Origin of the sequence: Kitasatospora sp. NPDC048298 (genome assembly GCF_043201465.1) — a bacterium.
Taxonomy (GTDB): Bacteria; Actinomycetota; Actinomycetes; order Streptomycetales; family Streptomycetaceae; genus Kitasatospora.
The window spans coordinates 20,437-45,869 of record NZ_JBICYZ010000065.1; the positions used below are offsets into that span (position 1 = coordinate 20,437).

The 25,433-nt window shown below is 73.8% G+C and carries 25 protein-coding genes and 1 pseudogene; 15 read left to right on the forward strand and 11 right to left on the reverse strand.

The annotated features are described in order from the left end of the window. Positions 1 to 132: 132 nt before the first annotated feature. The 4 genes from ACGF0D_RS34415 to ACGF0D_RS34430 form a co-directional block, all read right to left on the reverse strand. A complete protein-coding gene (locus ACGF0D_RS34415) occupies positions 133 to 1,206 on the reverse strand; it encodes a M14 family metallopeptidase (protein WP_392922947.1) in 1,074 nt (357 codons plus the stop codon). Positions 1,207 to 1,221: 15 nt separating this feature from the next. Next, positions 1,222 to 1,551 (reverse strand): hypothetical protein, encoded by a 330-nt coding sequence (locus ACGF0D_RS34420; RefSeq protein WP_392922950.1) that lies wholly within the window; start codon positions 1,549 to 1,551, stop codon positions 1,222 to 1,224. An 81-nt stretch (positions 1,552 to 1,632) separates the two neighbouring features. Beyond that, the gene (locus ACGF0D_RS34425; RefSeq protein ID WP_392871502.1) at positions 1,633 to 2,355 is read right to left on the reverse strand and encodes a TetR/AcrR family transcriptional regulator; all 723 of its coding nucleotides are present in this window, start codon (positions 2,353 to 2,355) and stop codon (positions 1,633 to 1,635) included. Positions 2,356 to 2,665: 310 nt separating this feature from the next. Then, positions 2,666 to 3,283 carry a LysE family transporter gene (locus ACGF0D_RS34430; RefSeq protein ID WP_392922953.1) on the reverse strand — a complete coding sequence of 206 codons (618 nt, stop codon included), beginning with the start codon at positions 3,281 to 3,283 and terminating at the stop codon, positions 2,666 to 2,668. 215 nt (positions 3,284 to 3,498) lie between these two features. Here ACGF0D_RS34430 and ACGF0D_RS34435 point away from each other — a divergent pair, with 215 nt between their 5' ends. From ACGF0D_RS34435 to ACGF0D_RS34445, 3 genes are all read left to right on the forward strand, one after another. After that, entirely contained in the window at positions 3,499 to 4,128 is a 630-nt protein-coding gene (locus ACGF0D_RS34435) for a maleylpyruvate isomerase N-terminal domain-containing protein (protein ID WP_392871505.1), read from the forward strand. 95 nt (positions 4,129 to 4,223) lie between these two features. Continuing rightward, positions 4,224 to 6,059 (forward strand): M1 family aminopeptidase, encoded by a 1,836-nt coding sequence (locus tag ACGF0D_RS34440; protein WP_392922955.1) that lies wholly within the window; start codon positions 4,224 to 4,226, stop codon positions 6,057 to 6,059. A gap of 201 nt (positions 6,060 to 6,260) precedes the next feature. Next, positions 6,261 to 7,949: a protease pro-enzyme activation domain-containing protein gene (locus tag ACGF0D_RS34445; protein ID WP_392922958.1), complete on the forward strand. Its 1,689-nt coding sequence runs from the start codon at positions 6,261 to 6,263 to the stop codon at positions 7,947 to 7,949. A gap of 127 nt (positions 7,950 to 8,076) precedes the next feature. Here ACGF0D_RS34445 and ACGF0D_RS34450 read toward each other — a convergent pair whose 3' ends face one another. Further along, positions 8,077 to 8,961: a lysozyme gene (locus tag ACGF0D_RS34450; protein ID WP_392922960.1), complete on the reverse strand. Its 885-nt coding sequence runs from the start codon at positions 8,959 to 8,961 to the stop codon at positions 8,077 to 8,079. Positions 8,962 to 9,329: 368 nt separating this feature from the next. On the opposite strand from ACGF0D_RS34450, the gene ACGF0D_RS34455 reads away from it, so the two are divergent. The 3 genes from ACGF0D_RS34455 (at position 9,330) to ACGF0D_RS34465 (ending at position 14,354) form a co-directional block, all read left to right on the forward strand. Beyond that, positions 9,330 to 9,899 (forward strand): GNAT family N-acetyltransferase, encoded by a 570-nt coding sequence (locus tag ACGF0D_RS34455; protein ID WP_392922963.1) that lies wholly within the window; start codon positions 9,330 to 9,332, stop codon positions 9,897 to 9,899. A 268-nt stretch (positions 9,900 to 10,167) separates the two neighbouring features. Beyond that, positions 10,168 to 11,904 carry a glycosyltransferase family 2 protein gene (locus ACGF0D_RS34460; RefSeq protein WP_392922966.1) on the forward strand — a complete coding sequence of 579 codons (1,737 nt, stop codon included), beginning with the start codon at positions 10,168 to 10,170 and terminating at the stop codon, positions 11,902 to 11,904. Between the two features lie 134 nt (positions 11,905 to 12,038). After that, a complete protein-coding gene (locus ACGF0D_RS34465) occupies positions 12,039 to 14,354 on the forward strand; it encodes an acyltransferase family protein (RefSeq protein ID WP_392922969.1) in 2,316 nt (771 codons plus the stop codon). Here ACGF0D_RS34465 and ACGF0D_RS34470 read toward each other — a convergent pair. Further along, positions 14,345 to 14,971 (reverse strand): hypothetical protein, encoded by a 627-nt coding sequence (locus tag ACGF0D_RS34470; protein WP_392922972.1) that lies wholly within the window; start codon positions 14,969 to 14,971, stop codon positions 14,345 to 14,347. The two genes, ACGF0D_RS34465 and ACGF0D_RS34470, sit on opposite strands and share 10 nt — an antisense overlap. A 125-nt stretch (positions 14,972 to 15,096) precedes the next feature. Here ACGF0D_RS34470 and ACGF0D_RS34475 point away from each other — a divergent pair, with 125 nt between their 5' ends. From ACGF0D_RS34475 to ACGF0D_RS34485, 3 genes are all read left to right on the forward strand, one after another. Continuing rightward, the gene (locus tag ACGF0D_RS34475) at positions 15,097 to 15,327 is read left to right on the forward strand and encodes a hypothetical protein (RefSeq protein ID WP_392871530.1); all 231 of its coding nucleotides are present in this window, start codon (positions 15,097 to 15,099) and stop codon (positions 15,325 to 15,327) included. A 260-nt stretch (positions 15,328 to 15,587) separates the two neighbouring features. Further along, entirely contained in the window at positions 15,588 to 16,127 is a 540-nt protein-coding gene (locus tag ACGF0D_RS34480) for a hypothetical protein (protein WP_392922975.1), read from the forward strand. Further along, the gene (locus ACGF0D_RS34485; protein ID WP_392922978.1) at positions 16,124 to 16,747 is read left to right on the forward strand and encodes a class I SAM-dependent methyltransferase; all 624 of its coding nucleotides are present in this window, start codon (positions 16,124 to 16,126) and stop codon (positions 16,745 to 16,747) included. The genes ACGF0D_RS34480 and ACGF0D_RS34485 overlap by 4 nt, the downstream gene beginning before the upstream one ends. A 4-nt stretch (positions 16,748 to 16,751) precedes the next feature. On the opposite strand, the gene ACGF0D_RS34490 is transcribed toward ACGF0D_RS34485, so the two are convergent. From ACGF0D_RS34490 to ACGF0D_RS34505, 4 genes are all read right to left on the reverse strand, one after another. Beyond that, the gene (locus ACGF0D_RS34490) at positions 16,752 to 17,222 is read right to left on the reverse strand and encodes a YrhB domain-containing protein (protein WP_392922981.1); all 471 of its coding nucleotides are present in this window, start codon (positions 17,220 to 17,222) and stop codon (positions 16,752 to 16,754) included. 387 nt (positions 17,223 to 17,609) lie between these two features. Continuing rightward, the gene (locus ACGF0D_RS34495; protein ID WP_392922983.1) at positions 17,610 to 18,251 is read right to left on the reverse strand and encodes a TetR/AcrR family transcriptional regulator; all 642 of its coding nucleotides are present in this window, start codon (positions 18,249 to 18,251) and stop codon (positions 17,610 to 17,612) included. A 76-nt stretch (positions 18,252 to 18,327) separates the two neighbouring features. Beyond that, positions 18,328 to 18,957 carry a histidine phosphatase family protein gene (locus ACGF0D_RS34500; protein WP_392922985.1) on the reverse strand — a complete coding sequence of 210 codons (630 nt, stop codon included), beginning with the start codon at positions 18,955 to 18,957 and terminating at the stop codon, positions 18,328 to 18,330. A gap of 153 nt (positions 18,958 to 19,110) precedes the next feature. After that, complete coding sequence (locus tag ACGF0D_RS34505; RefSeq protein WP_392922987.1) at positions 19,111 to 20,073, reverse strand: oxidoreductase; 963 nt, start codon at positions 20,071 to 20,073, stop codon at positions 19,111 to 19,113. Positions 20,074 to 20,146: 73 nt separating this feature from the next. Here ACGF0D_RS34505 and ACGF0D_RS34510 point away from each other — a divergent pair, with 73 nt between their 5' ends. The 3 genes from ACGF0D_RS34510 (at position 20,147) to ACGF0D_RS34520 (ending at position 22,058) form a co-directional block, all read left to right on the forward strand. Further along, positions 20,147 to 20,506: a winged helix-turn-helix domain-containing protein gene (locus ACGF0D_RS34510; RefSeq protein WP_392922990.1), complete on the forward strand. Its 360-nt coding sequence runs from the start codon at positions 20,147 to 20,149 to the stop codon at positions 20,504 to 20,506. Positions 20,507 to 20,578: 72 nt separating this feature from the next. Continuing rightward, the gene (locus ACGF0D_RS34515; RefSeq protein ID WP_392871554.1) at positions 20,579 to 20,974 is read left to right on the forward strand and encodes a hypothetical protein; all 396 of its coding nucleotides are present in this window, start codon (positions 20,579 to 20,581) and stop codon (positions 20,972 to 20,974) included. 43 nt (positions 20,975 to 21,017) lie between these two features. Further along, positions 21,018 to 22,058, forward strand: a complete 1,041-nt coding sequence (locus tag ACGF0D_RS34520) for a hypothetical protein (RefSeq protein ID WP_392922992.1) — start codon at positions 21,018 to 21,020, stop codon at positions 22,056 to 22,058. Positions 22,059 to 22,332: 274 nt separating this feature from the next. Here the strand turns inward: ACGF0D_RS34520 and ACGF0D_RS34525 are convergent, their stop codons facing one another. Beyond that, positions 22,333 to 23,019, reverse strand: a complete 687-nt coding sequence (locus ACGF0D_RS34525; protein ID WP_392871562.1) for a MerR family transcriptional regulator — start codon at positions 23,017 to 23,019, stop codon at positions 22,333 to 22,335. A gap of 198 nt (positions 23,020 to 23,217) precedes the next feature. Between ACGF0D_RS34525 and ACGF0D_RS34530 the strand changes: the two genes are divergently transcribed. The 3 genes and pseudogenes from ACGF0D_RS34530 to ACGF0D_RS34540 all read left to right on the forward strand — a co-directional run. After that, positions 23,218 to 24,552, forward strand: a complete 1,335-nt coding sequence (locus ACGF0D_RS34530; RefSeq protein ID WP_392922995.1) for a YhgE/Pip domain-containing protein — start codon at positions 23,218 to 23,220, stop codon at positions 24,550 to 24,552. Positions 24,553 to 24,677: 125 nt separating this feature from the next. Further along, a complete protein-coding gene (locus ACGF0D_RS34535) occupies positions 24,678 to 25,154 on the forward strand; it encodes a MarR family winged helix-turn-helix transcriptional regulator (RefSeq protein ID WP_392922997.1) in 477 nt (158 codons plus the stop codon). Between the two features lie 121 nt (positions 25,155 to 25,275). After that, a pseudogene (locus ACGF0D_RS34540) lies at positions 25,276 to 25,404 on the forward strand (family 1 glycosylhydrolase); the annotation flags it as partial. Between the last annotated feature and the right edge of the window lie 29 nt (positions 25,405 to 25,433).

Genomic DNA, 25,433 nt, shown 5'->3' on the forward strand with positions numbered 1-25,433 from the left:
GTATACGAAGTACGTTTTTCCCGTACGTGTGCCTCGTAAATGTACGGACAAACCCAGGGCGCCCGCCACGACCGATCGTGGCGGGCGCCCTGGCTGTCGGGCACTGTGGCTTCGGGGCCTCCCTGCGGAGTTTCAGACGGTGGCCAGGCAGAACTGCACCAGCCCCGCGTCCACGTCGAGGACGATCTGCTCCATCTCCGCCCACCGGGGGTGGAACTCGGTGCCCCACTCGACGGTGAAGCCGAGCACCTTCCCCTGGTCCGGGTCGGCGAAGGCGCGGGAGTAGACGTAGTCGTCGCTGGTTCCGCTGGTCGGGTACAGGTGGAACCCGCTCATCGGCTTGTACGCCAGGCCGCGTACGCCGTTGACGCCCTTGCAGAACGCCTCGGCGAGCAGCACGGCGGCGTCCTCGTCGTCCTTGGGGATGTACTCGGCGTACGTGAGGTCGCCGGGCAGGCCGCGCTTGCCGTCGTAGTCGGAGTTGCGGAAGTTCATGTCGGGGTCGACCGACTGGTTCTCGTCGTCGCCCCAGTTGTAGAGCATGTCCTGTGAGTAGCTGTGCACGTCGACGAACCACCGGGTCAGCGGGAGCTGGTCCAGCAGCCACTGGACGTTGCGGGTCTCCGGTTCGGAGAACGCGCTCGGGCCGGCGTAGACCTGCTGGTCGCACGGGTCGTTCGACACCTGGGGGTTGGCGCCCGGGGCGAAGGCGGTGACGAAGTCGAAGAGGAAGTCGTAGTTGCGGTTGAGGTCGACTCCGACGCAGTCCGGGGCCGGGTTGCCACCGGCGTTCGCCGGGTTGCGGTTCTTGCGCCACATGGGCCTGACGGTCTGGCTGTAGTGCCGGCCGTCGGGGTTGACCAGCGGATAGAACACCAGGTCCAGCCGCTGGAGCAGGCCGCTGACCTGACCGGCGGTGAAGGCGGTGCCGCCGTAGCCGAGGCCGGTGCCGTCCCGGTGGGCCTCCAGCAGGTCGGCGGCGAGGTGGATGAGGATCTCGCAGCTGCCCCATTCGCGGGCGTGGACGCCCCCGATCATCATGACGCACGGTTTGGGGGCCGGCGCGGGTTCGCCGATCAGCAGGGCGTGGGCGGTGCGGCCCTCGAACGAGGGCTCGGGCAGGGTGACGAGTTGGGTCAGGTCGGGGAAGGCGGTGGCCAGGCTGGTCACGGCGGACTCGACCTCGGTGACGTTCAGGTACGGCATGGCGGGCCTCCCGGGTCAGCCGGAGAGCTTGGCGGCCAGGCCGCGCGGGACGGCGTCGGCGGGGGCGAAGCGGTCGCCGCTGCCGACCTCGGCCTGGGCGGCGCGCCCGGCCTCGCTGGCGTTGCCGATCACGGTGACCGTGACGCCCTCGCGTTCGAGGGCCGGGATCCGGTCGGCCGGGGCGTAGACGTCGATGCCGACGCGGCCGTCCTCCTCGACGCGCGGGCGTCCGCCGACGTCGGGGCGGGTGTCGCGCAGCAGCGCGCGCAGGGTCTCCGGGTCCTTGGCGGTGACACGGAGGCGCAGGATGTCATCCGGGGGTGGTGTGTCGGGTACGGAGGACATGGGGGCTTCTTCCCGGGCGCCGTCAGCGGGCTGCCGGTGGCGCCGATTCGAGCGGATATGTCCGACGTGTACCTCGTATCCTCAGGATGCGTCGCCGCCGTAGAAGCCGTCAAGGGGTGGCTCGGGCATCCCGTCGAGCAGGCTGTCCAGGCCGCTCAGCATCTCGGCCTCGTCGTCGAAGTCGGCGAACCGGGGCACCAGGGCGCGCAGCCGGGGGTAGTCCGTGGCGGACAGCCGGTGCAGGCCGAGCCGCAGCGCGGGGTCCGGCTCGCTCGGGTTGTCGACCACCTGGCGCTTGTCCACCAGCATGCAGCCGAGGTTCCAGGCGACGAAACTGCGGTAGACGGTCAGCGAGCCGGCGTCGTCGAAGCCGGCCCGGCCGAGCACGGCCAGGATGTGCTCGGTGAGGTCCAGCACCGAGGTCGGGCGCCGGGCCACCGGGACGGCCAGCGGGCGGGTCGCGACCAGCGGCAGGATCTCGGGGTGGGCGTGCGCGGTGGCGGCGAACGCCTGGGCGATCCGGCGCAGTTCGGCGCGCCAGCCGTCATGGTGGGGGCCGCGGACGGAGCCGGCCCGCAGCCGGGCGTTGATCTCGTCGAAGTAGGCCTCGACCAGGCCGTCGATCAGCGCTTCCTTGCCCGGGGTGTAGCGGTACAGGGCCATCGACTCCACGCCGAGCTCGGTCGCCAGCCTGCGCATGGTCAGCGCACCCAGGCCCTCGCGGTCGACCAGGGCCACGGCGGCGCCCAGCACCAGCGGGCGGCTCAGCCGCCCCCGCTTCTCGGAGGCGTCCTGCTCGGCCATCTCCGCACTCCTCCGGGTCGGTGCCGGTGTCGCCGGCCCGCGCCCCGGCCGCTCGGCCGGCTCGACGGACCAGTCACGACGCGGGGCCCGTTTCCGGGCCGGGCTTCGGCGGATGTCACTCAGCGGATACAGAACCAGGATACAAGGTATGAATCGGACGTAAATGGTTGAGCGGACTCCGGCGGCCGATTTCGCCGATCCCGCTGGTCAGCCGACCCGGGGTGGGGTGGGGGCGGGGCGTGGCTGTGGCAACGGCGGTGGCGGGGCCGGTCGCGGTGTGTGACGCCGCTGCGCGTGGAGAAGGGTGCGTTCAGTAGAGCAGCAGCCGGACGGCGAGTGCGGCGACCAGTGCGGCGGAGCCGAGCGCGGTGAGCAGCCGGCCGCGCGGGCCGGTCAGGGCGCGGCCGAGCAGGGCGCCGCCGGAGGCCAGCAGCAGCTGCCAGCAGGCGGAGGCGGCGAAGGCGCCGAGGGTGAAGGCCGCCCGGGCCGGGACGCCGCCCTGGCTGCCGCCGCCGAGGACCAGCGCGGCGAAGTAGAGCACGGTGAGCGGGTTCAGCAGGGTGATGCCCAGCAGCGTCAGGAACGCCCGGGCGGGGGAGGGCGGTTGTGCCCGCGGTCCGTCGGCGGCGGTGCCGGGGCGGCTGCGCAGTGCCGTGGCGGCCGTCCGGGCGGCGAGGGCCAGCAGGACCAAGGCGGAGACGAGCCGCAGTGGCCGGGCGACCGGTTCGAGCAGCGGCGCGAGGCCGGTGCCGCCGGCCGCCGCGAGCAGCGCGTACAGGCCGTCCGCGGTGGCCACGCCGAGGGCGGCGCAGGCGCCGGTGCGCAGCGAGGTGCGTGCGGTGAGCGACACCAGGTAGGCCCCGACGGCCCCCACCGGGACGGCCACGCCGAGCCCGGCGAGCAGCCCCGCGGCCAGCGCGGCCCTCACGCGCGTGCGGCGTCGGGCCTCCGGGGGCGGCGGGGCTGCTGCTGGACCGGGACCGGGAGGGTGTCGGCGGGTGCGGACAGCGGACGGGTGGGGGAGTCGGTCACGGGCCGATGGTGGCGGCCCGGCCGTGGGTGCGGCAAACGGTTTTCCGGGCGCTCGGGATAGCGTGGGGCCGACTTCGTGATCGCCGTCCCGAAGAGAACCGAGGAGAGCAGATGGACAGTCAGAACGACCCGGTGCGCGCGCTGTTGGTGGAGATCTGGGCCTCGTGGGCGGAGCGGGGCGCCGCCCTGGCCGCCGAGGACTGGGAGCGGTCCACCCGGCTGCCCGGGTGGACCGTGCGGGAGCTGTTCGCGCACGTGGCGCCGGTGCCGGAGATGTTCGCCGGGCTGCGCGCGGCCGTCCTGGACGCGCCGGCCGAGGTGGTGGACGGGGCCGGTATCCTGCGCGCCTACAACCGTCCTGGCGGTATCGCCCACACCGCCGCCGAGCAGGTCGCCGAGGCGGCGAAGCAGTCCGCCGAGGCGGCCGAACCCGCAGTGCTGATCGCCCGGTTGGGCGTCGAGGGCCCCGCCGCGCTGGACGGCATCGCGGACCTGTCGCCGGGCGCCACGGTGGCGCACCCACTGCTCGGCAGTGTGACGGTCGGCGCGCTCGGCGAGGTGGCGTTGATGGAGGCGACCGTCCATCTGCTCGACCTGGTCGCGGCCGTCGGCGGCCCGCCGCCCGCCGAGGAGGCGCTGGACTTCACCCGCGCGCTGCTGGCGCGGGTCGCCGACCCGGTGGCCTTCATCGAGGCGGCGACCGGCCGCGGCGCGCGGGCGGTGCTGCCGGTCGTCCGGTGAGGGTGGGGCGTACACGTCTCATGTCATGAGCCTTTCAAAGGCGCGGGCTTGCTGTCACGCTGCTGCTCCCGGCCCGCTCCCCACGAGAGGCTCCGATGAGAAGAATCCTGCCTGCCCTGACCGGCGCCGCCCTGTTCGCGGCAGTCGGCCTCGCGGCGCTCGCCACCCCCAATGTGGCGAGCGCCGCGGACTGCACACCCGCCCAGGTGGTGGCCAACGGCGGTTTCGAGTCCGGCGGTTCGTCCTGGACGGCGCCGAGCGGCGCGATCACCGCGGACAGCGGCCAGAGCGCGCACTCCGGCAGCTCCTACGCCTGGCTCGACGGCTACGGCTCCAGCCACACCGACACCCTCTCGCAGTCCGTCACCCTCCCCGCCGGGTGCGGCACCGCGACGCTCGGCTTCTGGCTGCACGTCGACACCGCCGAGACCACCGGCAGCACCGCCTACGACAAGCTCACCGTCAAGCTCGGCTCCACCACGCTGGCGACCTACTCCAACCTGGACGCCCGCAGCGGGTACGTGCACAAGACCCTCGACGTCTCCGCCTTCGCGGGCCAGAGCGCGACCCTCGCCTTCACCGGCGTCGAGGACGCCAGCCTGCAGACCAGCTTCGTGCTGGACGACGTCACCCTGGACGCCTCCGGCGGCGGCACCCCGCCCCAGCCCGGCGACCCGACCCGCACCCCGGTCTCGCCGGCGTACACCGTCGCGCTCACCAGCGACGCCTCCGGCGGCAGTTGGACCGGGCACGAGAGCGTGAGCTTCAGCAACGCCTCGTCCTCGCCGCTGAACGAGGTGTACCTGCGGCTGTGGGACAACGCCCACGGCAGCTGCCCCAGCACCCCGATCACGGTGACCAACGTGACCGGCGGCACGCCCTCCCCGCTCACGGTGAACTGCACCGCGCTCAAGATCACCCTGCCGGCCCCGCTCGCGCAGGGCCAGAGCGGCACCGTCGGCTTCGACCTCGGCATCACCGTGCCGAGCGGCGCGGACCGCTTCGGCCACGACGGCGCGTACAACTTCCTCGGCAACGCCCTGCCCGTCCTGGCGATACGGGACGCGGCCGGCTGGCACCTCGACCCGTACACCAACAACGGCGAGTCCTTCTACTCGGTGGCCTCGGACTTCACCGTCACCCTGGACCACCCGACCGGCCTGCTGGTGCCCGCGACCGGCACCTCGGTGGACACCCCCGGCACGGCCGGACGGACCGTCACCAAGGCGACCGCGAGCAAGGTCCGCGACTTCGCCTGGGGCGCCGGACCGTTCACCAGGATCTCCGGCACCTCCGCGGCCGGGGTGAAGGTCAACGTCTACTCGGTGGCGGGGATCAGCTCCTCCGACTCCGCGTCGATGCTCTCCACCGCGACCTCGGCGGTCGACGCCCACGCCCAGCGCTTCGGCGCCTACCCGTACGGCGAACTGGACGCGGTGATCGACAACAACTTCTGGTTCGGCGGCATGGAGTACCCGGGCTTCGTCCTCGACCTGGTCAGCACCACGGCGCTCACCCACGAGATCGGCCACCAGTGGTGGTACGGCATCGTGGGCGACGACGAGTACAACGGCCCCTGGCTGGACGAGGCCTTCACCGACTACGCCACCGACCTCGCCCTCGGCAAGACCGGCAACAACTGCTGGAACAGCGTCTCCTGGGCCTCCTCGGCGGAGCGGATCACCAACTCGATGGCGTACTGGGACGCCAACTCCTCCCGCTACTCCACGGTCGTCTACGGCTACGGCAAGTGCGCCCTGCACGACCTGCGTCGGACGATCGGCGACACCGCGATGACCACGCTGCTGCGGAACTACGCGCAGGCGCACTGGTACGGCGTCTCCACCACCGCGGAGTTCAAGGCCGCGGCCCAGGCCGCCACCACCGTGGACCTGTCCTCCTTCTGGAGCCAGCACCGCATCGACGGCTGAGCGGCCCGCCACCCCTGGCGGCGCCCCCGGTCCCGGCCGGGGGCGCCGCCCCCCTGACGCTCCCTCGGCGCCCCTTGACGCCACCTGGCCCCCGGAGGACGCTGTACGCATACGACATAAGCGTGTGCCGTATGCGGACAGTCGAAAGCACACGACCCAGAGTCGCGAGCTCCCGGCGCAGACCCGACCGTTGGAGCGATCATGTCGACCAACCACTACGTGGCGCTGCCGGACAGCTCCCGCGTTCCGCTCGACGGAGCGCGGGCCATCGGACCGGCCCACCCCCAGACACCCCTGACCGTCACCGTCTACCTGCGCCGCGACCCCGCCGCGCAGCCGCGGCCGGACGTCTACGAGCTGGCGCTCCAGGCGCCGACCCGGCGCGTCCTGCCCACCGACGACCAGTACGCCGCCACCCACCGGTGGCTGGACACCGACCTCAAGGCGGTCGAGGCCTTCGCCGCCGAGCACGGCCTCAAGGTCGAGAACCCGAACCCGTTGGCCCGCAGCGTCCAGCTGACCGGCACCACCCGGGACGTCTCGGACGCCTTCCAGGTGACCCTGGCCCGCTACCGCTACCAGGACGCCAAGGGCAATCCCCGCACCTACCGCGGCCGGGTAGGCCAGATCTTCGTCCCCGCGGAGCTGGACGGCATCGTCAGCCACGTCTTCGGCCTGGACGACCGGCCGATCGGCAGCCGCCTGCTGATCCGCCGGCCCGCCGACGCCGCCCCGGTGGCGCACACCGCCGCGACGGTCCGGCCGGGAGCCTTCCTCCCGCCGCAGCTCCAGGCGCCGTACGCCTACCCGGCCGGCACCGACGGGAGCGGGCAGTGCATCGCCGTCCTCGCCTTCAACGGCGAGACGCCGCCCGGCGTCCCGTCCGGCGGCTACTCGCTGGACGCCCTGAGGAACTACTTCGTCAACGTCCTCCACCAGGACATGCCGGACATCACCAACGTGGTGATCCCGGGCGTCGGCACCCCCGGCAACGACCCGGGGCAGGATTCCGACTTCGAGACGGCCGACAGCAGCGGCGAGATCATGCTCGACCTGGCCGTCGTCGGCGCCCTCGCCCCCAAGGCGAAGATCGTCGTCTACTTCAGCCGGTTCACCGAACAGGGCTGGGTCGACCTGATCACCCGGATCGTCAACGACACCGAGAACCGGCCCACGGTGATCTCCTGCAGCTACGGCAACCCCGAGGCCACCGTCGGCAGCCGGTGGACGATCGGGGCGATGAAGCGGGTGGACGCCGCCTGCGCCGGCGCGGCCGAGAAGAACATCAGCGTTTGCTGCGCCTCGGGTGACGACGGCTCCCGCGACCAGGTCGACGACGAGCGCGCCCACGCCGACTTCCCCGCCTCCAGCCCGCACGTGCTCGGCGTCGGCGGCACCCGCCTGGTGGTCCGCCAGGGGCAGGTCGTCAGCGAGGTCTGCTGGGACGACGGCCCGGGCAGCCGGACGGGCGGCGGCATCAGCGCGGTCTTCCCGGTGCCCGCGTACCAGTCCGGCGCCGACGTGCCGCCTTCGGCCGACCCTCCGCACGCGCACGGGCGCGGCGTGCCCGACGTGTCCGCGCTGGCCGACCCGCAGACCGGCGTGGTCGTCCCGAGCGTCGACGGCATGCACTTCAACCAGATCGGCGGCACCAGCGCCGCCGCCCCGATGTGGTCCGCGCTGCTCGCCCGGATCAACCAGGGCCTGCCCGGCTCCGCCCAGGTCGGCTTCCTCGACCCGCTGCTGTACACGAAGTTCGCGACCGGCGTCCTGCGGGACATCACCCGGGGCAGCAACGGCGCGTACGCCTCCGGGCCCGACTGGGACGCGTGCACCGGCCTCGGCAGCCCCGGCGGCCAGGGGCTGCTGGACGGCCTCAAGGCGCTCTGACGCGGCCCCCCTTGACTCCGGACCTCCCTTGACTCCGGGTCTCCCTCGATCCGGACCCGCCCCGGCTCCGGACGTCGCGGATCCGTCGGACCCCCGCCTCGGCGACGGGGGTCCGACGGTCGGTGGATCAGCCCAGGGCGAGGGCGCGGAGGCGGTCGGCCGCGCCGTTGAAGTAGTTCTGGTCACCGGGGAAGGTGCCGGCGTCGGCGAACTGCCAGAAGGTCTGGTAGCCCCAGCCGTTCGGCAGGGTGCCGACGGAGGAGGCGTAGCGGGCTATCCAGAGCGGGTTGGTGGTGCCGAACCCGCCGTTGTTGCCGGTGCACTGGGTCCACCAGTTGGTGGTGGTGTAGATGGTGGGGTAGCGGCCGGTGCGGGAGTGCACGGTGTTGCTGAAGTCGCGGATCCAGCTGACCATGGCGCTCTGGCTGAGGCCGTAGCAGGTGGCGCCGTAGGGGTTGTACTCGATGTCCAGCGCGGGCGGCAGGGTCTTGCCGTCGGCGGACCAGCCGCCGCCGTGGCTGACGAAGTAGTTGGCCTGGGTGGCGCCGGAGGAGGAGTTCGGCAGCGCGAAGTGGTAGGCGCCGCGGATCAGGCCGGCGTTGTACGAGCCGTTGTACTGCTGGGCGAAGGAGGGGTTGGTGTAGCCGGTGCCCTCGGTCGCCTTGACGTAGGCGAACTTGGCGCCGTTGGCGGCCACCGACGACCAGTTGACGTTGCCCTGGTAGCTGGAGACGTCCAGACCGGGGGTCTGGGTGGCGGCGAGGGAGGCGAACGGCGCGGCGGCGCCGCGGCCCTCGCGGGCGGCGACGGTGGAGCCGGCGAAGTCCTGCTCGGGGTGGAAGCCGGGGCGGCCTTCGGCCACGGGGGCGACAGGGGCGGGTTCGGCCGCGTACGCGGGGGCGGCCGCACCGGCGACCAGGGCGGTCGCGGCGGCGAGGGCGGCCAGCGCGGGCAGGCGGCGGGCCGGTCTGTCGGTGCCGGTGGGGCGGGCGGAGCGGGAAGAGCGGGGCATGAGCACTCCTCTGGTCCGAGCGTGGGGAAGGTCGAAATGACCCGGTACGGCCGGGGTCTGACCGGCCGTACCGCAGAGTAGCCATGTACCTGGCACCGCCACCAGGCATCTTTTTTCACATAGTGAACGCATGTCAGATGTGTCGGGGCCCCATGACCGGCAACCGGCGTTGCCGGTCCTGCCCGTTTCCGGCGGCCCGGAACGCGCGCGGAGGCGGTGCCGGCCGCGGTGTCGGAGGCGGTGTCGGGCGCGGTGGCCGGGCCGACGGCGGGAGGGCCCCCGGGGTGCTGGGGTGCGGTCGCCGCTGTGCGACGATGCCCGCGGGCCGGCCACCACGGGCGGCCCCGCACGTGAGGAGAGGACCCGCCATGCCCGAGACCGTCGCCGACTCCGCCCGTCCCGCCGGGGAGCCCGCGTTCCGGCCCGCCACGCCCGCCGACGTCCCGGCGCTGGTCGCGCTGGTCGAGTCCGCCTACCGGGGCGAGTCCAGCCGGGCCGGCTGGACCACCGAGGCCGACCTGCTGGACGGCCGGCGCACCAACCCGGAGGCCGTCGCCGAGGCCCTGCGCCACCCCGACGGGCTGGTGCTGCTGGCCGAGCTGGACGGCGAGCCGGTGGCCTGCTGCCAGCTGGAACGGCGTGGCGGGCTGGCCTACTTCGGCATGTTCTCGGTGCGTCCCGGGCTCCAGGGCGGCGGCATCGGACGGGCCGTGCTGGCCGAGGCGGAGCGGCTGGCCGCCGAGGAGTGGGGCGTCGGCGCGATGGAGATGACGGTGATCGAGCAGCGCGCCGACCTGATCGCCTGGTACGAGCGGCGCGGCTTCCGGCGCACCGGCGAGTTCAGCCCGTTCCCGTACGGCGACGAGCGCTTCGGCGTCCCCCTGCGGCCGGACCTCCGGTTCGCCCACCTCGTCAAGGAGTTGAAGGCTGGGTCATGAGTGGACGGATGTCCGTGTACGGAAGTTGACGGCTGTGGCGGTGCTGAACCGGTGGCCGCGAAGGGAGTTGACGGCGGCCGGAAACGGCTCGCCCCCGGGGGAGGGTTCAGTTCCGCCGGAGCGGATTTCCGCAGGTGACGTACCGTCAAGTCGGTGAGCTGGGGCGATGTGGAGAAGTCATACCTCGTTCATTATTGGTCTAGGCCAATGTGAGAGGCTGGGCGCGAACGGCCACGTTCCGCCCGCTGCCCAGGGGGGCCATTTCCACATGCCCGCACTCCATGGCACCGCCATGCCCGCACCCGACGCCGGTCCGCGCCGGACACCCGCGGACCCCGACGACAACCGACTGCCCGGCCCGCCCGACGACGAGGAGCTCTACTGGTACTTCGGCCCGCAGCGCCGCTGGGTGCTGCTCTGCGCCACCCTCTCCTACGCGGGAGCCACCGCCACGCTCGGCCTGTTCGCCCTCAGCAAGCCGCTGCTCTGGCCGTTCCTGGCGCTCACCCTGCTCAACGCGGCCACCTGGCTGCTCTCACTCGCCGACGGCCAGCGCGCCCGGCGCTTCACCCGCGACTCGCACGACCTGCTGCTACGCGCCTGGAACCCCGCCCGCGCCCCGAGCGTGGACCTGCTGCTGCCGACCGCCGGTGAACCACTGGCCGTCCTGGACAACGCCTACCGGCACACCGCGGCCGTCCGGTGGCCCGGCGAACTGACCGTCCTGGTCCTCGACGACGCCGACCGCCCCGAGGTCCGCGAACTCGCCGAGTCCTACGGCTTCCAGTACCGCGCCCGCCCCGACCGGGGCCGGTTCAAGAAGGCCGGCAACCTCAACCACGGCCTCGCCGAGGGCGCCGGCGAGATCGTCGCCGTCCTGGACGCCGACTTCTGCCCCCGCCCCGACTTCCTGCACCACCTGGTGCCCTACCTCGACAACCCCGGGGTCGGCATCGTGCAGAGCCCGCAGTGCTTCGACACGGACGCCGACATGTCCTGGCTCGAACGCGCCGCGGGAGCCACCCAGGAGATCTTCTACCGCTGGATCCAGCCCTCCCGGGACGCGCAGGACGGCACCGTCTGCTGCGGCACCAACGCCCTCTACCGCCGCGCCGCACTCGAGCGGATCGGCGGCTTCGCCGAGATCGACCACAGTGAGGACCTCTACACCGGCCTCGCCCTCGCCCGCGCCGGATGGGCCACCCGCTACGTCCCCGCGCTGGTCGCCAAGGGCATGTCGCCCACCGGCCTGCCCGCCTTCATCAGCCAGCAGTACCGCTGGTGCCTCGGCTCCCTGGCCCTGGTCCGCGACCCGGACTTCCGCCGGGGGCCGCTCTCCCGATCCGCCCGGCTCTGCTTCTGGAACGGCATCCTCGGCTACGTCACCAGCGCGGTGAACGTCTTCGCCGTGCCGCTGCCCGCCCTGATCATGCTGTTCTTCCGGCCCGAGGAGATCCGGCCCTGGCAGGTGCTGCCGTTCCTGCCGCCGATCTGGGTCGCCCTGGTGCTGCTGCCCGCGATGTCCCGCACCCGCTGGCGCTTCGAGGTCACCCGGGTCCAACTCCTCGGCGGGCTCTGCCACGTGGTCGCCATCGCGCACGCGCTGCGCCGCCGCTCGGCCGACTGGGTGCCCACCGGTGCCGTGTCCGGCGGCAGTTCGCTCGCCCGCGCCGTCGCCCGGATCGGGGTCGGCTGGCTCGGGCTCGTCGTCCTCGCCGGCGCCGCCGGACTGGTCCGGGCCGCGCTGCTGTACGGCTGGCGGCCGTACTGGGCGCTCGCCGGACTGCTCGCGCTCACCGCGTACACCATGGTCCCGCTGATCCGGGAGCTGTGGCCGCTGCTGAACGGGACCGGCGGAAAGGGCACGCCCGTCGGCGAGGTCGCCGCACCCGCACCGGGCCGCTCCGAGCTCCGGTTCGGATGGGCCGAGGCCGTCGCCGTCACCGCCGTGCTGTTGCTGTGCGGGCTGCTGGCCTCCGGCTGGGCCGACCCGCTGATCTTCTGACGCTCCGTCAGAAGCCCCGTACCGCTCGATCGTTGCGTTTCCTTGCGCGTCGCCCCACCGGCGCGGACACCGCCCGGCCGCCCCATCGGCCCGGCGGCCCGACAACCGCTGCCAGCCCTGCAAGGAGCACCGCCGTGTCAACGGCCGTACCGCCTTCGTCGCCCTCCGCCGCGTCCACCGCCGCGTCCACCGTCTCGTCCTCGGCGGCGTCCGCCGCCGCCTCCGCCCCACCCGCCGACCTGCTGCCCGGCGTCGTCCGGGTCGACCGGGCACCCGCCGTCCCGCGGCGCGCCACCGTCTCCGGGAGCGGACCGGACCGCCGGCGCACCGCCTTCCGCCCCGACATCGAAGGGCTGCGCGGCGTCGCCGTGCTCTCCGTCCTCGCCTTCCACTCCGCCGTCCCCGGCCTGACCGGCGGCTTCGTCGGCGTCGACGTCTTCTTCGTCATCTCCGGCTTCCTGATCACCGGCCTGCTCATCGGCCGCCCGCTCGGCCTGTGGGACTTCGCCGCCCGCCGCGCCCGGCGCATCCTGCCCGCCGCCGCCACCGTGCTGGTCGCCACCGCCGTCGCCGGCGGCGCCCTGCTCGACCCGCTGCGCGGCACCGACCTCGCCCGCGACCTGATCGCCTCCGCCGGCCAGTTCGCCAACTGGCGCTTCGTCGGCCTGCAGACCGACTACCTGGCCGCCGAACGCGACCCCAGCCCGCTGCAGCACTTCTGGTCGCTGGGCGTGGAGAACCAGTTCTACCTGCTCTGGGGCGTCCTGCTGCTCGGCCTCGCCCGCCACCTGCACGGGCGCCGCCGCACCCTGGCGACCACCCTCGCCACGGTGGCCCTCGGCGCCGTCTCGCTGGCGCTCTGCCTGCGCTGGACGGACAGCTCCGCGCCCCTCGCCTACTTCTCCACCGGCAGCCGGCTCTGGGAGTTCGCGGCCGGCGCCTGCGCGGCGCTGGCGGGCCCGGCGCTGGCCGCCCGCGCCGAGCGGCGTCCGGTGCGCCGGTCGACGCGGTGGTCGCTGCGGACGCTCGGGTGGCTGGGCCTCGCGGCCGTAATCGCGCCGGTGATCCTGTACGACCGCGACACCCCGTTCCCCGGCACCGCCGCGCTGCTGCCCGTCCTCGGCACCGCCGCCGTCCTGCTCGCGGGGCACGGCGCCCCCGGCACCCTCCGCACCGCCGACGCCGGACGGCTGCTCGCCACCCGCCCGCTGCGCGCCGCCGGACGCCTCTCCTACGCCTGGTACCTGTGGCACTGGCCGGTGCTGACCATCGCGCAGGCCCGGTACGGCGCGCTGCCCTGGACCACCCTGCTCGCCCTCACCGCTGCCGCCGCGCTGCCCGCCTGGCTCACCCTGCGCCTGGTCGAGCAGCCGCTGCGGTACGGCAGCAGCCCGGCACCCCGGCGCGGGCTCGCGGTCGGCGCCAGCGCCCTGGTCATCCCGCTGATCGCCGCGCTCACCCTCGGCGGCGGCACCGTGCGCGCGCTCGGCGACCCCTCCTCCGGGCCCGTGGCGGCCCCCGCCGGAGCCGCCGACGGCCCGCTGCTGCTCGCCCCCGGCACCCGGGTGCTCGCCCTGACACCCTCGCTGGCCCGGGCCCGGGAGGACTTCCCGCCCGGCAAGGGCTGCGAGATCCCGCTCAACGCCGACAGCAGCCCGCGCTGCCTCTTCGGCGCCGAGGACAGCCCCGACCGGATCGTGCTGCTCGGCGACTCCCACGCCGGGCAGTGGATCTCCGCGGGCCTCGCCCTGGCCGAGCAGCGGCACTGGGCCCTGGAGGTCCTGGTCAAGCCCGGCTGCCCGCTGGCCACCCTCACCGTGCGCAACAACGTGCTCGGCCGCACCTTCGAGGAGTGCGACCGCTGGCGCGAGAACACCCTCACCCGACTGGCCTCCGGACCCAGGCCTCGCCTCGTCCTGATGGCCGGCCTCAACCGCTACGGCACCCAGGCCGAGCGCACCGAGGGCTGGACCCGCACCCTGGACCGGCTCACCGCGCTCGGCGCCCCGCTCGCCTACCTCGGCGACACCCCGATGCCCGGCAAGGACATCCCCACCTGCCTGGCCGCCTCCGACGGGCGCTCGGACGCCTGCTTCTTCCCGCGCGACACCGCCTTCGAGCCCGACCCGGTGCTGGACGGCGGCCTCGCGGCCCGGTACGGGGTGCGGACCCTCGACCTCGGCCCGCTGCTCTGCCCCGGCACCGGGCCCTCCTGCCCGGCCGTGCTGGAGGGCGTGGTGCTGTACCGGGACACCGGGCACATCACCGACACCCTGGCGCGGGTGCTGGCACCCCGGCTGGACAGGGGGCTGCTGGGGGCGGCGGGGGCCCCGGTCGCCCCGGCGGGGCAGGCCGTTCCGACCGGTCAGGCCGCTCCGGCCGGCCCGACCGGTCAGGCCGCGTCCGTGGCCCCGGGGCCGCCGTCGGCCCAGCCGTGGACTCAGCCGTAGATGTTGCGGCAGAGCCGGGCCGAGTCCGACCCGACCGGCCAGTGGCCCGCCCGCTCGGCCTGATCGCAGATGGTGCTCCGGCCGCCGCCCGAACCCGCCCCGGCACTCGCCGGGGCGGCAGTGCCCGACGGGCCACGGGCCGGAGCCGACGCGTGCGGACTGTGCCCCGGCCGGGGATGCGCGCTCGCCGAGGCGTGCTGGGCGTCGGGCGTCGCGGCGGCCCCCGCACCGGCCCCCGCACCGGCCGCGGGCGCGGCCACGCTCGGCCCGTCCACCGGTACCGCCGTCCCCAGGGTGGGCGGCGGCAGCGGGGACGGCGCCGGCGTGGCCGGGGAGGGGGAGGCCGGCAGCAACTGCGCCGTCGGGTCCGCGGCGGAGGGCGAGGCCTCCGGCAGCGCCGTCACGCCGGTCTCGTCCCCCGGCCCCGGCCCGCACATCACCAGGACGGAGGCCAGCACGGCTCCCGTCCCGACCATCGCGGCCGTCCAGGCCTTGCGCGACAGACGCCTCGGCGGCTCGGGGGTGGACCACGGCGGTAGCGGATTCGTCGGGACCGGTGGCGGCTGCCAAGCGTTCTGCGGCCACTGCCACTGCCCTCCGGTGGGCTGCCCAGTCATGTACTCGTCCTTCCAGCGGCCCCCCTCGAACGTTTCCGTGCTCAACGAGCGCACCGACGCCGGGATATGACCCGGAAGAGGGGTTTGGACGGGCGTTGATTGCCAGCGCGACACATGCTGGGGGCATGGAGACCAACAGCACGTCCAAACCCCTGGTCGAGGTGGCCGAGCTCCGGGCCGACAGCCGCTACCGCCTCGTCCGCTTCGAGGGCCACGGCTGGGAACCGCTCGAACGGGAAGAGTTCGAGCCGCGCGTCCACCAGCTCTTCCCCGACCTCGACCCACGCGACCCCCAGCGGGTCCACTGGGTCGACCACCCCTGGGAATGGCCCCGCTGGCACCCCGGCGAGGCCTGAACCAGGGCCTGTCTCTTGGATCCTTGCCGGGTCCGCGGCGTTGGGGCACGCACCTCGCCGCGTTGTCGTCAGTCGCCAATGGCCCCCAGCCTTCGGCCGGGAGGTGCCCCCACCGCAGTGGCTCCGCCCCCAGCCTCCGGCCGGGAGGTGCCCCCACCTCCGCCTTGCGATGCACGCACCCCAACGCCGCGCCCTGATCCGACAAAATCCAAGAGACAGGCCCAAGTCGCGGGGGTTGCCGACCCGGTTACGCTGAGTGGGTGAGTGTGGATCACTTCTGGTGTCGCTTGCCGGGTCGGGCCGTGGACGCCTGCTCGCCGGAGGAACTCGGCGAACTCGTGCCCCGCGACCGCGACGTCCGCTACGACCGGCTGGCCGCCGCTGGCCTCGCCCTCGGCGTGCGGCGCACCGCCGTCCTGATGGAACTCGCGCTCACCGAGAACGGTCTGCACCCCGACCCGGCCGCCCGGTTGCCCGTCTACGGCGGCCGATGTCACCGGCCCGGCGGGGCTCTGCCGGACCGGGCGCTGCCCGGCGGGGCACCGCGGGGCGGCGCCATGCCGGTGCTGCGCCCCGAACAGGTCGCGACGGCCGCCGCCTTCCTGCGCGGCTCGGCGCTCGGCGAACTCGTCCGCCAGCAGGACAGCGTGCTCGCCCGTACGGTCGCGTACCTCGGCTACCCGACGCCCTGGTCCGAGGCCTGGGCGGCGCTCGTCGTCCACGACCTGCGCGAGCTGCGGGACTTCTTCGCCGGCGCGGCCGCCGCCGGCGACGCGGTGGCCGTCCGGGAGGCGCGGTGAACGGGCCGGAGCGGGTGGACCAGCCGGCCGGGACGCGGGGCTACGGCGAGGCGGCGGAGCAACTCGCCGTCCAGTACGAGGGCGTGACCTTCACCGAGGTGCACCGCGACCTGCACCACCTGTACCCGGCCCCACCCCGCTCCGTCCTCGACATCGGCGCCGGCACCGGCCGGGACGCCGCCGCCCTCGCCGTCCTCGGCCACCGGGTGGTCGCCGCCGAGCCCACCCCCGAACTCCGCGCCGTCGGCGAGCGGTTGCACGCCGGCTCCGGTGTCCGCTGGGTCGCCGACGCGCTGCCCGAGCTGCCGCTGCTCGTCGCCGAGGGCCGGCGCTACGACCTCGTCCTGCTCACCGCCGTCTGGATGCACCTCGCCCCCGCCGAGCGCCCGTCCGCGATGGCCGCCCTCAGCCGCCTCCTCGCTCCCGCCGGCCGTCTCGCCCTCACCCTGCGCCACGGCCCCGTCCCGCCCGGCCGCCGGATGTTCGACCTCCCGCCCGAGCCCACCGTCACCCTCGCCGCCGACCACGGCCTGCGCCTCCTGCACCGCGCTGCTCGCCCCGACCTGCACGGCCGGGACGGGGTCCACTGGACGGCGCTGCTCTTCGAGCGGGAGGGGTAGCCGCTCAGCCGCGGCCCGGGCGGACGGTCTCGATCGACAGTGGCGGGCGGGCGACCTCCTCCTCGGTGAGATCGACCAACTCCTCGGGCGGCTCGGCCCCTTCCCGTACGGTCGGCAGGTACGCCCTGGCCAGCGGGAGGCGCGCCTCTCGGTGCCGATGGGCCATCGCGGCGACGGCCCCGTCCTGCGCCGCCAGGGGGGCGGGCGGCCGGATCCCCTTGGCCTGCCGGAGGGGGAACGTGGTGGTGGGAACCTGGTGGACGCTCCCGTCCTGCCGGTCCACCAGACAGGGCTCGCCGCCTGTGAGCGTGTCCCGCCGACCACGGGTCCGGGCGAACTCGGCGCTGTTCGCGGAGACGATCCACCCGAGGGCGTGCTCCTCGACCCCGCAGACCACCAACGCGCGCCCTCCTGCGGGGTGTTGGGCCGGCGCTGACTCGACGAGTTCGACGGCTGGCGCTTCGGCGATGCTCACCGCCGCGGAAAGGGGATTTCGGGCGGTGCGCGGAGGCGGCCCCGATTGTCCGTGATTCGGGTGACGCCGAAGGAGGGCGACACCGGCCGGGGGCGTCGGCACGATGGTTGGACCGACGGGGGGAGCCCGCGGTCGGAGAACGCCGGGGATGGCCTCCGTTCGCTGCCCGTCAGGTGCTTGCTGCCCGGCCCCGCCCGTGCGGGGCCGGGCCTCAGCCGTGCCGTCGCCGCCCAGGTTGCGAAACCGACGGCGAGTCATCTTCCGGTGGGGAGTGTCACGCCAGGGGGCCTCACGCCTCGCAGTCCGCGCGCCCGTCGTCGCACCTCGCTGGTCGAGTGGGCCTCGTCGCGCGCAGGAAGTCGGCGGGGCCGACGTCCTGCGTCGGCGTCACGGTGTGCCGGAGCCGTCCTCATACAAGGTGGATGGACGGCTGGGGGTGACGGCGAGGACCGTCCGGTCGCCGCCGAGCAGGTGCCGGACGGCATGGCGGGCGTGCTCGAGTGGTTCGCGGCTGCGGCGGACGGCGGCGAGCAGGGCGGCGCCCTCCAGCAGGGCGAGTGCCTGCCCGGCTGCGGCCCGGGCTGCCGCCGGGTCGCAGCCTTCGGCCTCCAGTCGGTCGGCCAGGAGCTGCTGCCAGCCCGCGTACAGCTCGGCGCAGACCGTCCGCAGGGCCTCGTTGGTGCCGGCCACCTCCAGGGCGACGGTGGCGATCGGGCAGCCGCTGGTGTAGTCCGAGCGCTCCAGGCGTTCGGCGAAGGCCTCGATCAGCCGCTCGGCGAGGCTGGCGGTGTCGGCGCCCTCGGTGGCCGGGCCGGTGAGCAGCGCCTGGACCTCCTGACCGGCCTGGGTGAGCGCGGCGGCCACCAACTGGTCCTTGCCACCGGGGAAGTGGAAGTAGAGCGAGCCGCGCGGGGCGCCGGTGGCGGCCACGATCCGGTTGAGTCCGGTGCCGAAGTAGCCCTGCGCCTCGACCAGTTCCCTGGTTCCGGTGATCAGTCGATCCCTGGTCGCCTCACCCTTGACTCCCATGCGGCGATGGTAGGCCGGTCTGCATATTCCTGTCGACGGGCCCGGCGGGTGTTGCCGATCGGCCCTCCGCCCTTTGTCAGCACCGGAGTTGGGGCGGGTAGCCGGTCCAGTGCAGCTCCTCCGGGAGGTGGCCCTGGTCGTTGAGGAGCAGCACGGCGGGCGGTCGACCGGGCGTGTAGCGCAGGACGGTCAGTGCCGCGTTGGCGGCGTTGACGCCGAGCCAGCGCCAGGCCGGGGCGTCCAGGGCGTGCCGGACCAGCCAGCCGACCAGGAAGGCGTGGGTGACGACCAGTTGGTGCCGCTCCTCGCCGCCCGGCACCGGTCCGGTGAACCGCTCGACGGCCCGCCGGGCCAGCAGGGCACCCTCCTCCCGTTCCTCCGCCGTGGTGGCCGAGAGACGGTCCAGCACGAACTCGGCGCTGTCCTCGGGTAGTTCCTCCCGCTCGGGAACGTACGGCACGAAGTCGCCGGCCTCCTCGCACTGCTGCGTCCGCACGCCGGTCAGCTGTTCCGTGACCAGCCGCGCGGTCTCCGCCGCCCGGGGCAGCGGGCCGTGGTGCAGCACCGAGATCGGGCGGCCGGCCAGCCGTCGGCCCAGCAGGGCGGCCTGCCGGCGTCCGGCGGCGGTGAGGCCGCTGCCGTCGCCTTCGGAGGCGGCCTCACCGTGGCGGGCCAGGTAGAGGTAGCGGGTGGCAAGGTCGGTCATGTTCGGGGACTCCTCGCGGTGGACGAAGATCGACTTTCCCCGGGGCGACGCGCGGCGGGCGGCGCCCGGTTCCGCCCCAGCCCGTCAGCCTGTGAGCCCGTCAGCGTGTGAGCCCGTCAGCGTGTGAGCCCGTCCGCCCAAGCCGGTAAGCCCTCAGCCCGCGTGGGCCTCGTCCAGCAGCGCCAGCTCCTGCGCCGACAGCCGCAGCGCCCCGGCGGCGATGTTGTCCTCCAGGTGCGCCACGTCCCCGGTGCCCGGGATGGCCAGCACGTGCGGGCCGCGGTGCAGCGTCCAGGCCAGCCGCACCTGTGCGGTGCTCACCCCGCGGGCCTCGGCCACCGCCAGGACCTGGGCGGGCTCGGTCTCGCCGGCGCCGTCCTGCCGTCCGGCTCCGGCGATCGCGTAGAAGGGGACGAAGGCGATGCCCTGCTCCCCGCAGATCCGCAGCAGCTCGTCCTGCTCCGGAGTGGCGCCGATGCCGTACGGGTTCTGCACGCAGACCACCGGCGCGATGGTCTGCGCCTCGGCGAGCTGGTGCGGGTGGACGTTGGAGAGGCCGAGCTGCCGGATCAGTCCGGCCTGGCGCAACTCGGCCAGCGCGCCGAAGCGTTCGGCGACCGAGTCGGTGCCGAGGATTCGCAGGTTCACCAGGTCGAGGTGGTCGCGGCCGAGCTGGCGCAGGTTCTGCTCGACCTGGGCGCGCAGCCGCTCGGGGGTGCGGGCGTGCTCGACCCACTCGCCGTCGAGGCCGCGGCCGGGGCCGACCTTGGTGGCGATCACCAGGTCGTCGGAGTACGGCGCGAGCGCCCGGTTGATCAGCTCGTTGGCGGAGCGCAGCGGGGAGAAGTAGAAGGCGGCGGTGTCGATGTGGTCGACGCCCAGTTCGACGGCGCGGCGCAGCACCCGCAGTGCCTGCTCGCGGTCGCGCGGGACGGCGTGCGGGACGAGCGCCGGGCCGGTCTGCGGCAGGCGCATCGCGCCGAAGCCGATCCGGTGGACGGTGCGGTCGCCGAGCTTCCAGGTGCCGGAGGCGGCGGCGGTGACAGGGGCAGTGCCGGAGGTGGCGGTACCGGAGGCGGCGGTGGCGGGGGTGTTCACGACGGCGTTCGAAGTCATGCCCATGATGATCTCCACTGCACTAGCCTGACCGCCAACGATTCGAACATGTGTGAATCCACGGGGGTGGGGCGTGGCGGCCGAGCTGCTGTTCACGGCGGGCGACCTGGCGCGGATGCGCTTCGCGGTCTCGCCGATGTGGGAGGTCGGGCCGAGCCTGCGGCTGCTGCGCTCGGGGCTCGCCCACCCCGTCCACCGGCCCTGGACGGAGCAGGTGCGACCCCGGCTGGCGGCGCTCGGCCCGGCGTACGCCCTGCTCGCCGAACTCGCCCGGCGCACCGGACTCTCGGCCTCGGCCGTCTCGCAGTACCTGACGGCCCTGCGGGAGGCCCGGCTGGTCAGCGCCCACCGGGCGGGGAGATGGGTGCTCTATGCCCGGACGGCCTCGGCGGAGGCGCTGCTGGCGCCGCCGGCACCGCTGGGGGAGGGGTGATCGGGGTGCTCCTCCCGCCCGGTCGGAACGCGGTCTGGTCGGTGTCGGTCGCCGCCGGTTAGGCTGCCCGGCGTGGTGGAGGAGAACGCGGCGCGGGCCGCCCAGCCGGCGGACGACCGGGTCGTGGCGGAGTGGATCCGCGAGCGTTTCGGTGTGGTGCCGGAGTCGCGGGGCTCGCTGACCGCCTTCGACGGGCGCCTCGTCGTCGACCTGGACACCCGCCTCGTCACCGTGGACGGCCGCGAGGCGCGGCTGAATCGCTCCGACGTCAAACTGCTGTGCGGCCTGATCGAGTTGGGCGAGGGCGTGCACGAGCCGGAGGCGATCATGTGGAAGGTCTACGGCACGCCGTTCCACACCCACGAGCTGAGGTACCTGACGGCGGTGCTGAGGGTGAAGCTCGGCGAGCCCTCCTGGATCGTGCGGACCGAGGAGGGCTACGGCCTACTGCCCCCGGAACGGCAATAGCCCGCCCCCAGCACCGGGCCGCCCGGGGCCGCATACTGACGGCATGACGGGTGGAGACGGTGGCCGGGGCCCGGGGCGACGCGGGATCCTGCGGGCGGGTGCGGCGGCGCTGGTGCTGGGCACGGCGGGGTGTACGGGAGGCACCAGGCCGCAGCCGACGACCACGAGCCCGACCGCGAACCCGGCCACGAGCCCGGCCGGGACTCCCACCGAACGGCCCACCGAGACGCCGACTCCGGCGCCGACACCCACTCCGCTGCCCCAGCCGCCCCTCTGGCAGCCCGGCCCCGGCGAGATCCAGCCCGACGTCAAGCGCCGCGCCGTCGAACTGGTCGCCGCGCTCGGCGCCTGGCCGCCCGGCGGGCAGGGCGTGGAGGCGGCCCGCGCCCGGGTGGCGGCGCTCGGCCTGCCGCCCGCGCTGGCCGACCAGGCGGGCCCGCTGGCCCCGGCGGCGACCGAGGCCAGCCTGGAGGTGATCGTCGCCCAGTACGGCGGGATCCTCGACGACTCGGCGAGCGTGCTGGTGGTCTGTCGTCAGTGGCGGCGCGGCCCGGACGGTTCGGTGGTCGAGGGCGGCACCACGGTGGACGTCCGGCTCGGCCGGGCCGAGCCGCGCTGGACCGTCACCGACCTGCGCCCGGGGGACGCCGGGCCGGCCGCCGCCGCGCCGCCGCCCGAGGTCGCCCGGGTGCTGGCCGAGCCCCGGATCGAGCTGCCGCCGGAGGCCGCCGCCGACCTGTGCAGCGGCACCGTCCACGACAGCGTGCTGGAGGCGATGCTGCGATTGGCCGGCCCGTACACGCTCTCGGTGAGCGTGGTGCGGACCGGCCACCCGCTGGACGTCTTCGGCACGACCCGGCCCAGCGACCATCCGCTGGGCCGGGCCTTCGACGTCTGGCGGATCGACGGGCTGGCGGTGGTCGACCCGGGGACGTCCCGGCAGCTGATCGCTTCCTTCATGCGGGACGCGGCCGCCGCCGGCTCGTACAACGTGGGCGGTCCGGTGGCGCTCCAGGGCGCCGGGAACCAGTTCTTCACCGACGACACCCACCACGACCACTGCCACGTGGGGTTCGACCACTGAGGCCCTGAAGCATCGTGGCGGGTGGGGTGGACGCGGCTGGATGCCGCGATCACCCCATCCTTCGTCCTGCGGGTGTGGAGACCCAGCTCTCCGGTCCGCCGGCGGGCGCGGGCCGGGTGGCCACGGGCCGGAGTGCGGAGGTCGCTCGCGTTGCCGTCCGCGTCCAGCGCGTACACCCACATGTCGACGTCGGCCGGCGCTTCCTGGGCGGTATCGCCGGGCAGGCCGGTCACCGGGCCGGGGCCGCTGCCGCTGCCGAAGCCGGTGGAGCCCCTCACGCGGGATCGCGGGGGAGTCGGGGTCGGGCGGGGTGGGGTTCGGCGGCTTCGGCCGGGCGGGCCCAGGCGGTGCGGCGGTGGGATTCGTGTTCCTGGGCGAGGCGCCGTAGGACGGCGAGGACCGGTTCGAGGAGCAGGACGACGATGGCGGCGTGTTCGGCGAGCTGGAGGCGGTCCTTGATGTCCTCAAGCTGGTCGAGGTCGAGCCGGGCGGCGGTGGCGGCGACCTCGGCGTAGGGCAGGAGGTCTTCGGTGCGGTAGTTGACGCCGAGGCGGTCGAGGTCCATCAGGCTGGCGGCGAGGGCTCTGCGGTGTGGTGAGTCCTGGGAGACGTCCCAGTCCATGGCGTCGAGCAGCTCGTCGATCCGGTGCGCTTGCTCGTCGACGGCGTCCGTCTCGGCGGCGTCGACGGGGGTGGGCAGGGCGTAGTGGACGACTCCGAGGGTGGCGAGCGGGTCGAGAGGCTGGTCGAGCGCGGCGAGGACGTCGCGGGTGGCGGCGATGGACAGGCCGCCGCGGGCGGTGAGGGCGCGGATGAGCCGCAGGCGCTGGACGTGTTCGTCGCCGTAGAGCGTGAGGGTGGCGCCGAGGGGCCGACCCGGGGGCAGCAGGCCTTCGCGTACGTAGTACTTGATGGTGGCGACCGGGGTCCCGGACTGCCGGCTCAGGTCGGAGATCTTCATGCGCACTCTCGCTCGGACTCGGTGTCTGTGATCAGTCTCGCAGGCCGTCGAATGGACTCCCCGTACTGATAGTGGCACTATCAGGCTGGATAGTGAAGCTATCAATTGGATGGATGGCCAGCTGAAACGCTGGAAATCCACGTCCTTTCGTCACTCGGAGCGCCACGACGGCGCGATATCGCAACCGGAGCACCGTTGATGTCTGAGCCACCCCGCGTCCTGAGCGTGAGCGCCCGCGGACTGCTGCGCAGGAAGAGCCTGTGGCTGTCGTCCGCGGTGATCCTCGGCCTGCTGTCGTTCGTCCTGTCGCTGCTCTACCTGGGCGCCAACAACGACCCGGTCGGTTCGACGAAGGACATGCCGATCGCGCTGGTCAACGCTGACCGCGGCGCTCAGGTGGCCGGTCAGCGGATCGACCTCGGCGCGCAGATCGCCTCGCAGATCACCGGAGCCGACGACCTGAAGGGCAAGGTCTCCTGGAAAGAGGTCGACCGGGCCACCGCGGACGACCTGCTGGGCAAGGACAAGGTGTTCGGGGCGCTCGTCATCCCGGACGACTTCTCCGCCACGGTCGCCGCCCTCGCCGGGCCGGCCCAGCACGATCCGCACCCCCCGACCATCACGGTGCTGACCAACCCCGCGGCCGGCAGCTTCGGCTCCTCGATGGCGGCCGAGATCAACCGCAAGGTCGTCCAGGCCACCTCCACCCAGGTCGGCCACCAGCTCGCCGAACAGCTCGCGAAGCAGCAGGCCGCGCAGCAGACCGGGCGCCAGGCCGCCCCGGGCGCCGCGGCCCAGCTGATGATCACTGACCCCGTCAAGGCCGTGATCCAGGAGGGCCACCCGCTCGGCGGGCACAGCGGCCTCGGGCTGAGTGCCTTCTTCTACACCCTCGTCCTCGTCCTGGGCGGCATGCTCGGCGCGAACGTGATCCACACCCAGGTGGACGCCGCGCTCGGCTACGTCGCCAGCGAGAAGGGCCCGTTCCGCAGCACCGCGCCCGCCCAGCACATCAGCCGCACCCGGCACTTCGCGGTCGCCTCCGTGGTCATGGTCGCCCTCTCCGCGCTGACCTCCGCCCTCGCGATGGTCGCGGCCTTCGGCATCATCGGCATCGACGCCTCCCACCTGCCGATGCTGTGGCTCTTCGGGACCTGCGCCACGGCGGCGATGGGCATCACGGCGCTGGCCCTGCTCGCCGCCTTCGGCACCCCGGGCCCGCTGGTGTCCATGCTGGTGCTGGTCGGCCTGGCGATCCCCTCCGCGGGCGGCACCATCCCGCTGCAGGCGCTCCCCGGCTTCTACCGGTTCCTGGCCGGCTTCGAGCCCTTCCGCCAGGTGGTCGACGGAGTCCGCTCCATCCTCTACTTCGGCGCACAGGCCGAAGCCGGACTCGGCCGCGCCTGGACCATGGTCGGCATCGGCTTCGCGATCGCGCTCGCCCTGGGGTTCGCCGTCACCCGCCTCTACGACCACAAGGGCCTGCACCGCAGCCCGGCCCACGCACCGCAGCCGGCCCCGGCAGCCGCCTGACCGGCACCGACGCCCGTCCGGTGCCGGCCTGCCCCAGGTCGGCACCGGGTCTGCATCAGGACCGCGAGTCCGCCCGGGCGCGGTCACGGTGCCCGCCGACGAATCAGCGAAGTGAAAGAACGGTCATGATCCAGGACGAGCCCGCGCCCGCGCTTTTGCCGGCCTCACCGCTACGGCCGCTCGACCGCCTGTACCGCGTCATCGCGCTCTGGAAGGAACAGCTGACCCCCGTGCTCAAGCAGCACGGGCTCACCCTCGCCACCTTCCACGTGCTCGCCGCCCTACGTCAGGCGGGACCTTCCCACCGCCTGACCACCGGACAACTGGCCGTCGGCGAGAAGGTCACCTGCTCCGGCATGACCGGCCGCGCGGACCAACTCGAACGCAAGGGCCTGATCGCCCGCGAACGCGACGAACACGACCGCCGCATCATCCACCTCAGGCTCACCGAACCCGGACTACGCCTCGTCGACCAGGTCCTCTCCCACCACCGCCTGATGGAACAACAGCTGATGGCGGGACTCGACGGCGACGAACGCCAGGCCTTCGCCGGACTGCTCGTCAAACTGGAACACCTCCTCGAAAGAGGTGGCCGAGCTTGATCCCCCGGCGTCGGCCTTCGATCGCCGCCTCGAAGGTACCGGGCCGGACGGAGTCCGGCCCGGTACCTTCGACGACACCCCCGCCTCACATCATCGTCAGGAGGCTGCCAGGCCGAACCGCTTCGACCTGCCGGCGGGGTTCCGCTGGGGTGTCGCCACCGCCGCCTACCGGATCGAGGGTGCCGTCGACGAGGACGGCCGCGGCCCGTCCGTCCGGGACACCTTCGCCGCCCGCCCCGGCGCCGTCCGATCTCCCTGTGATGACGGCCTGTTCGACGG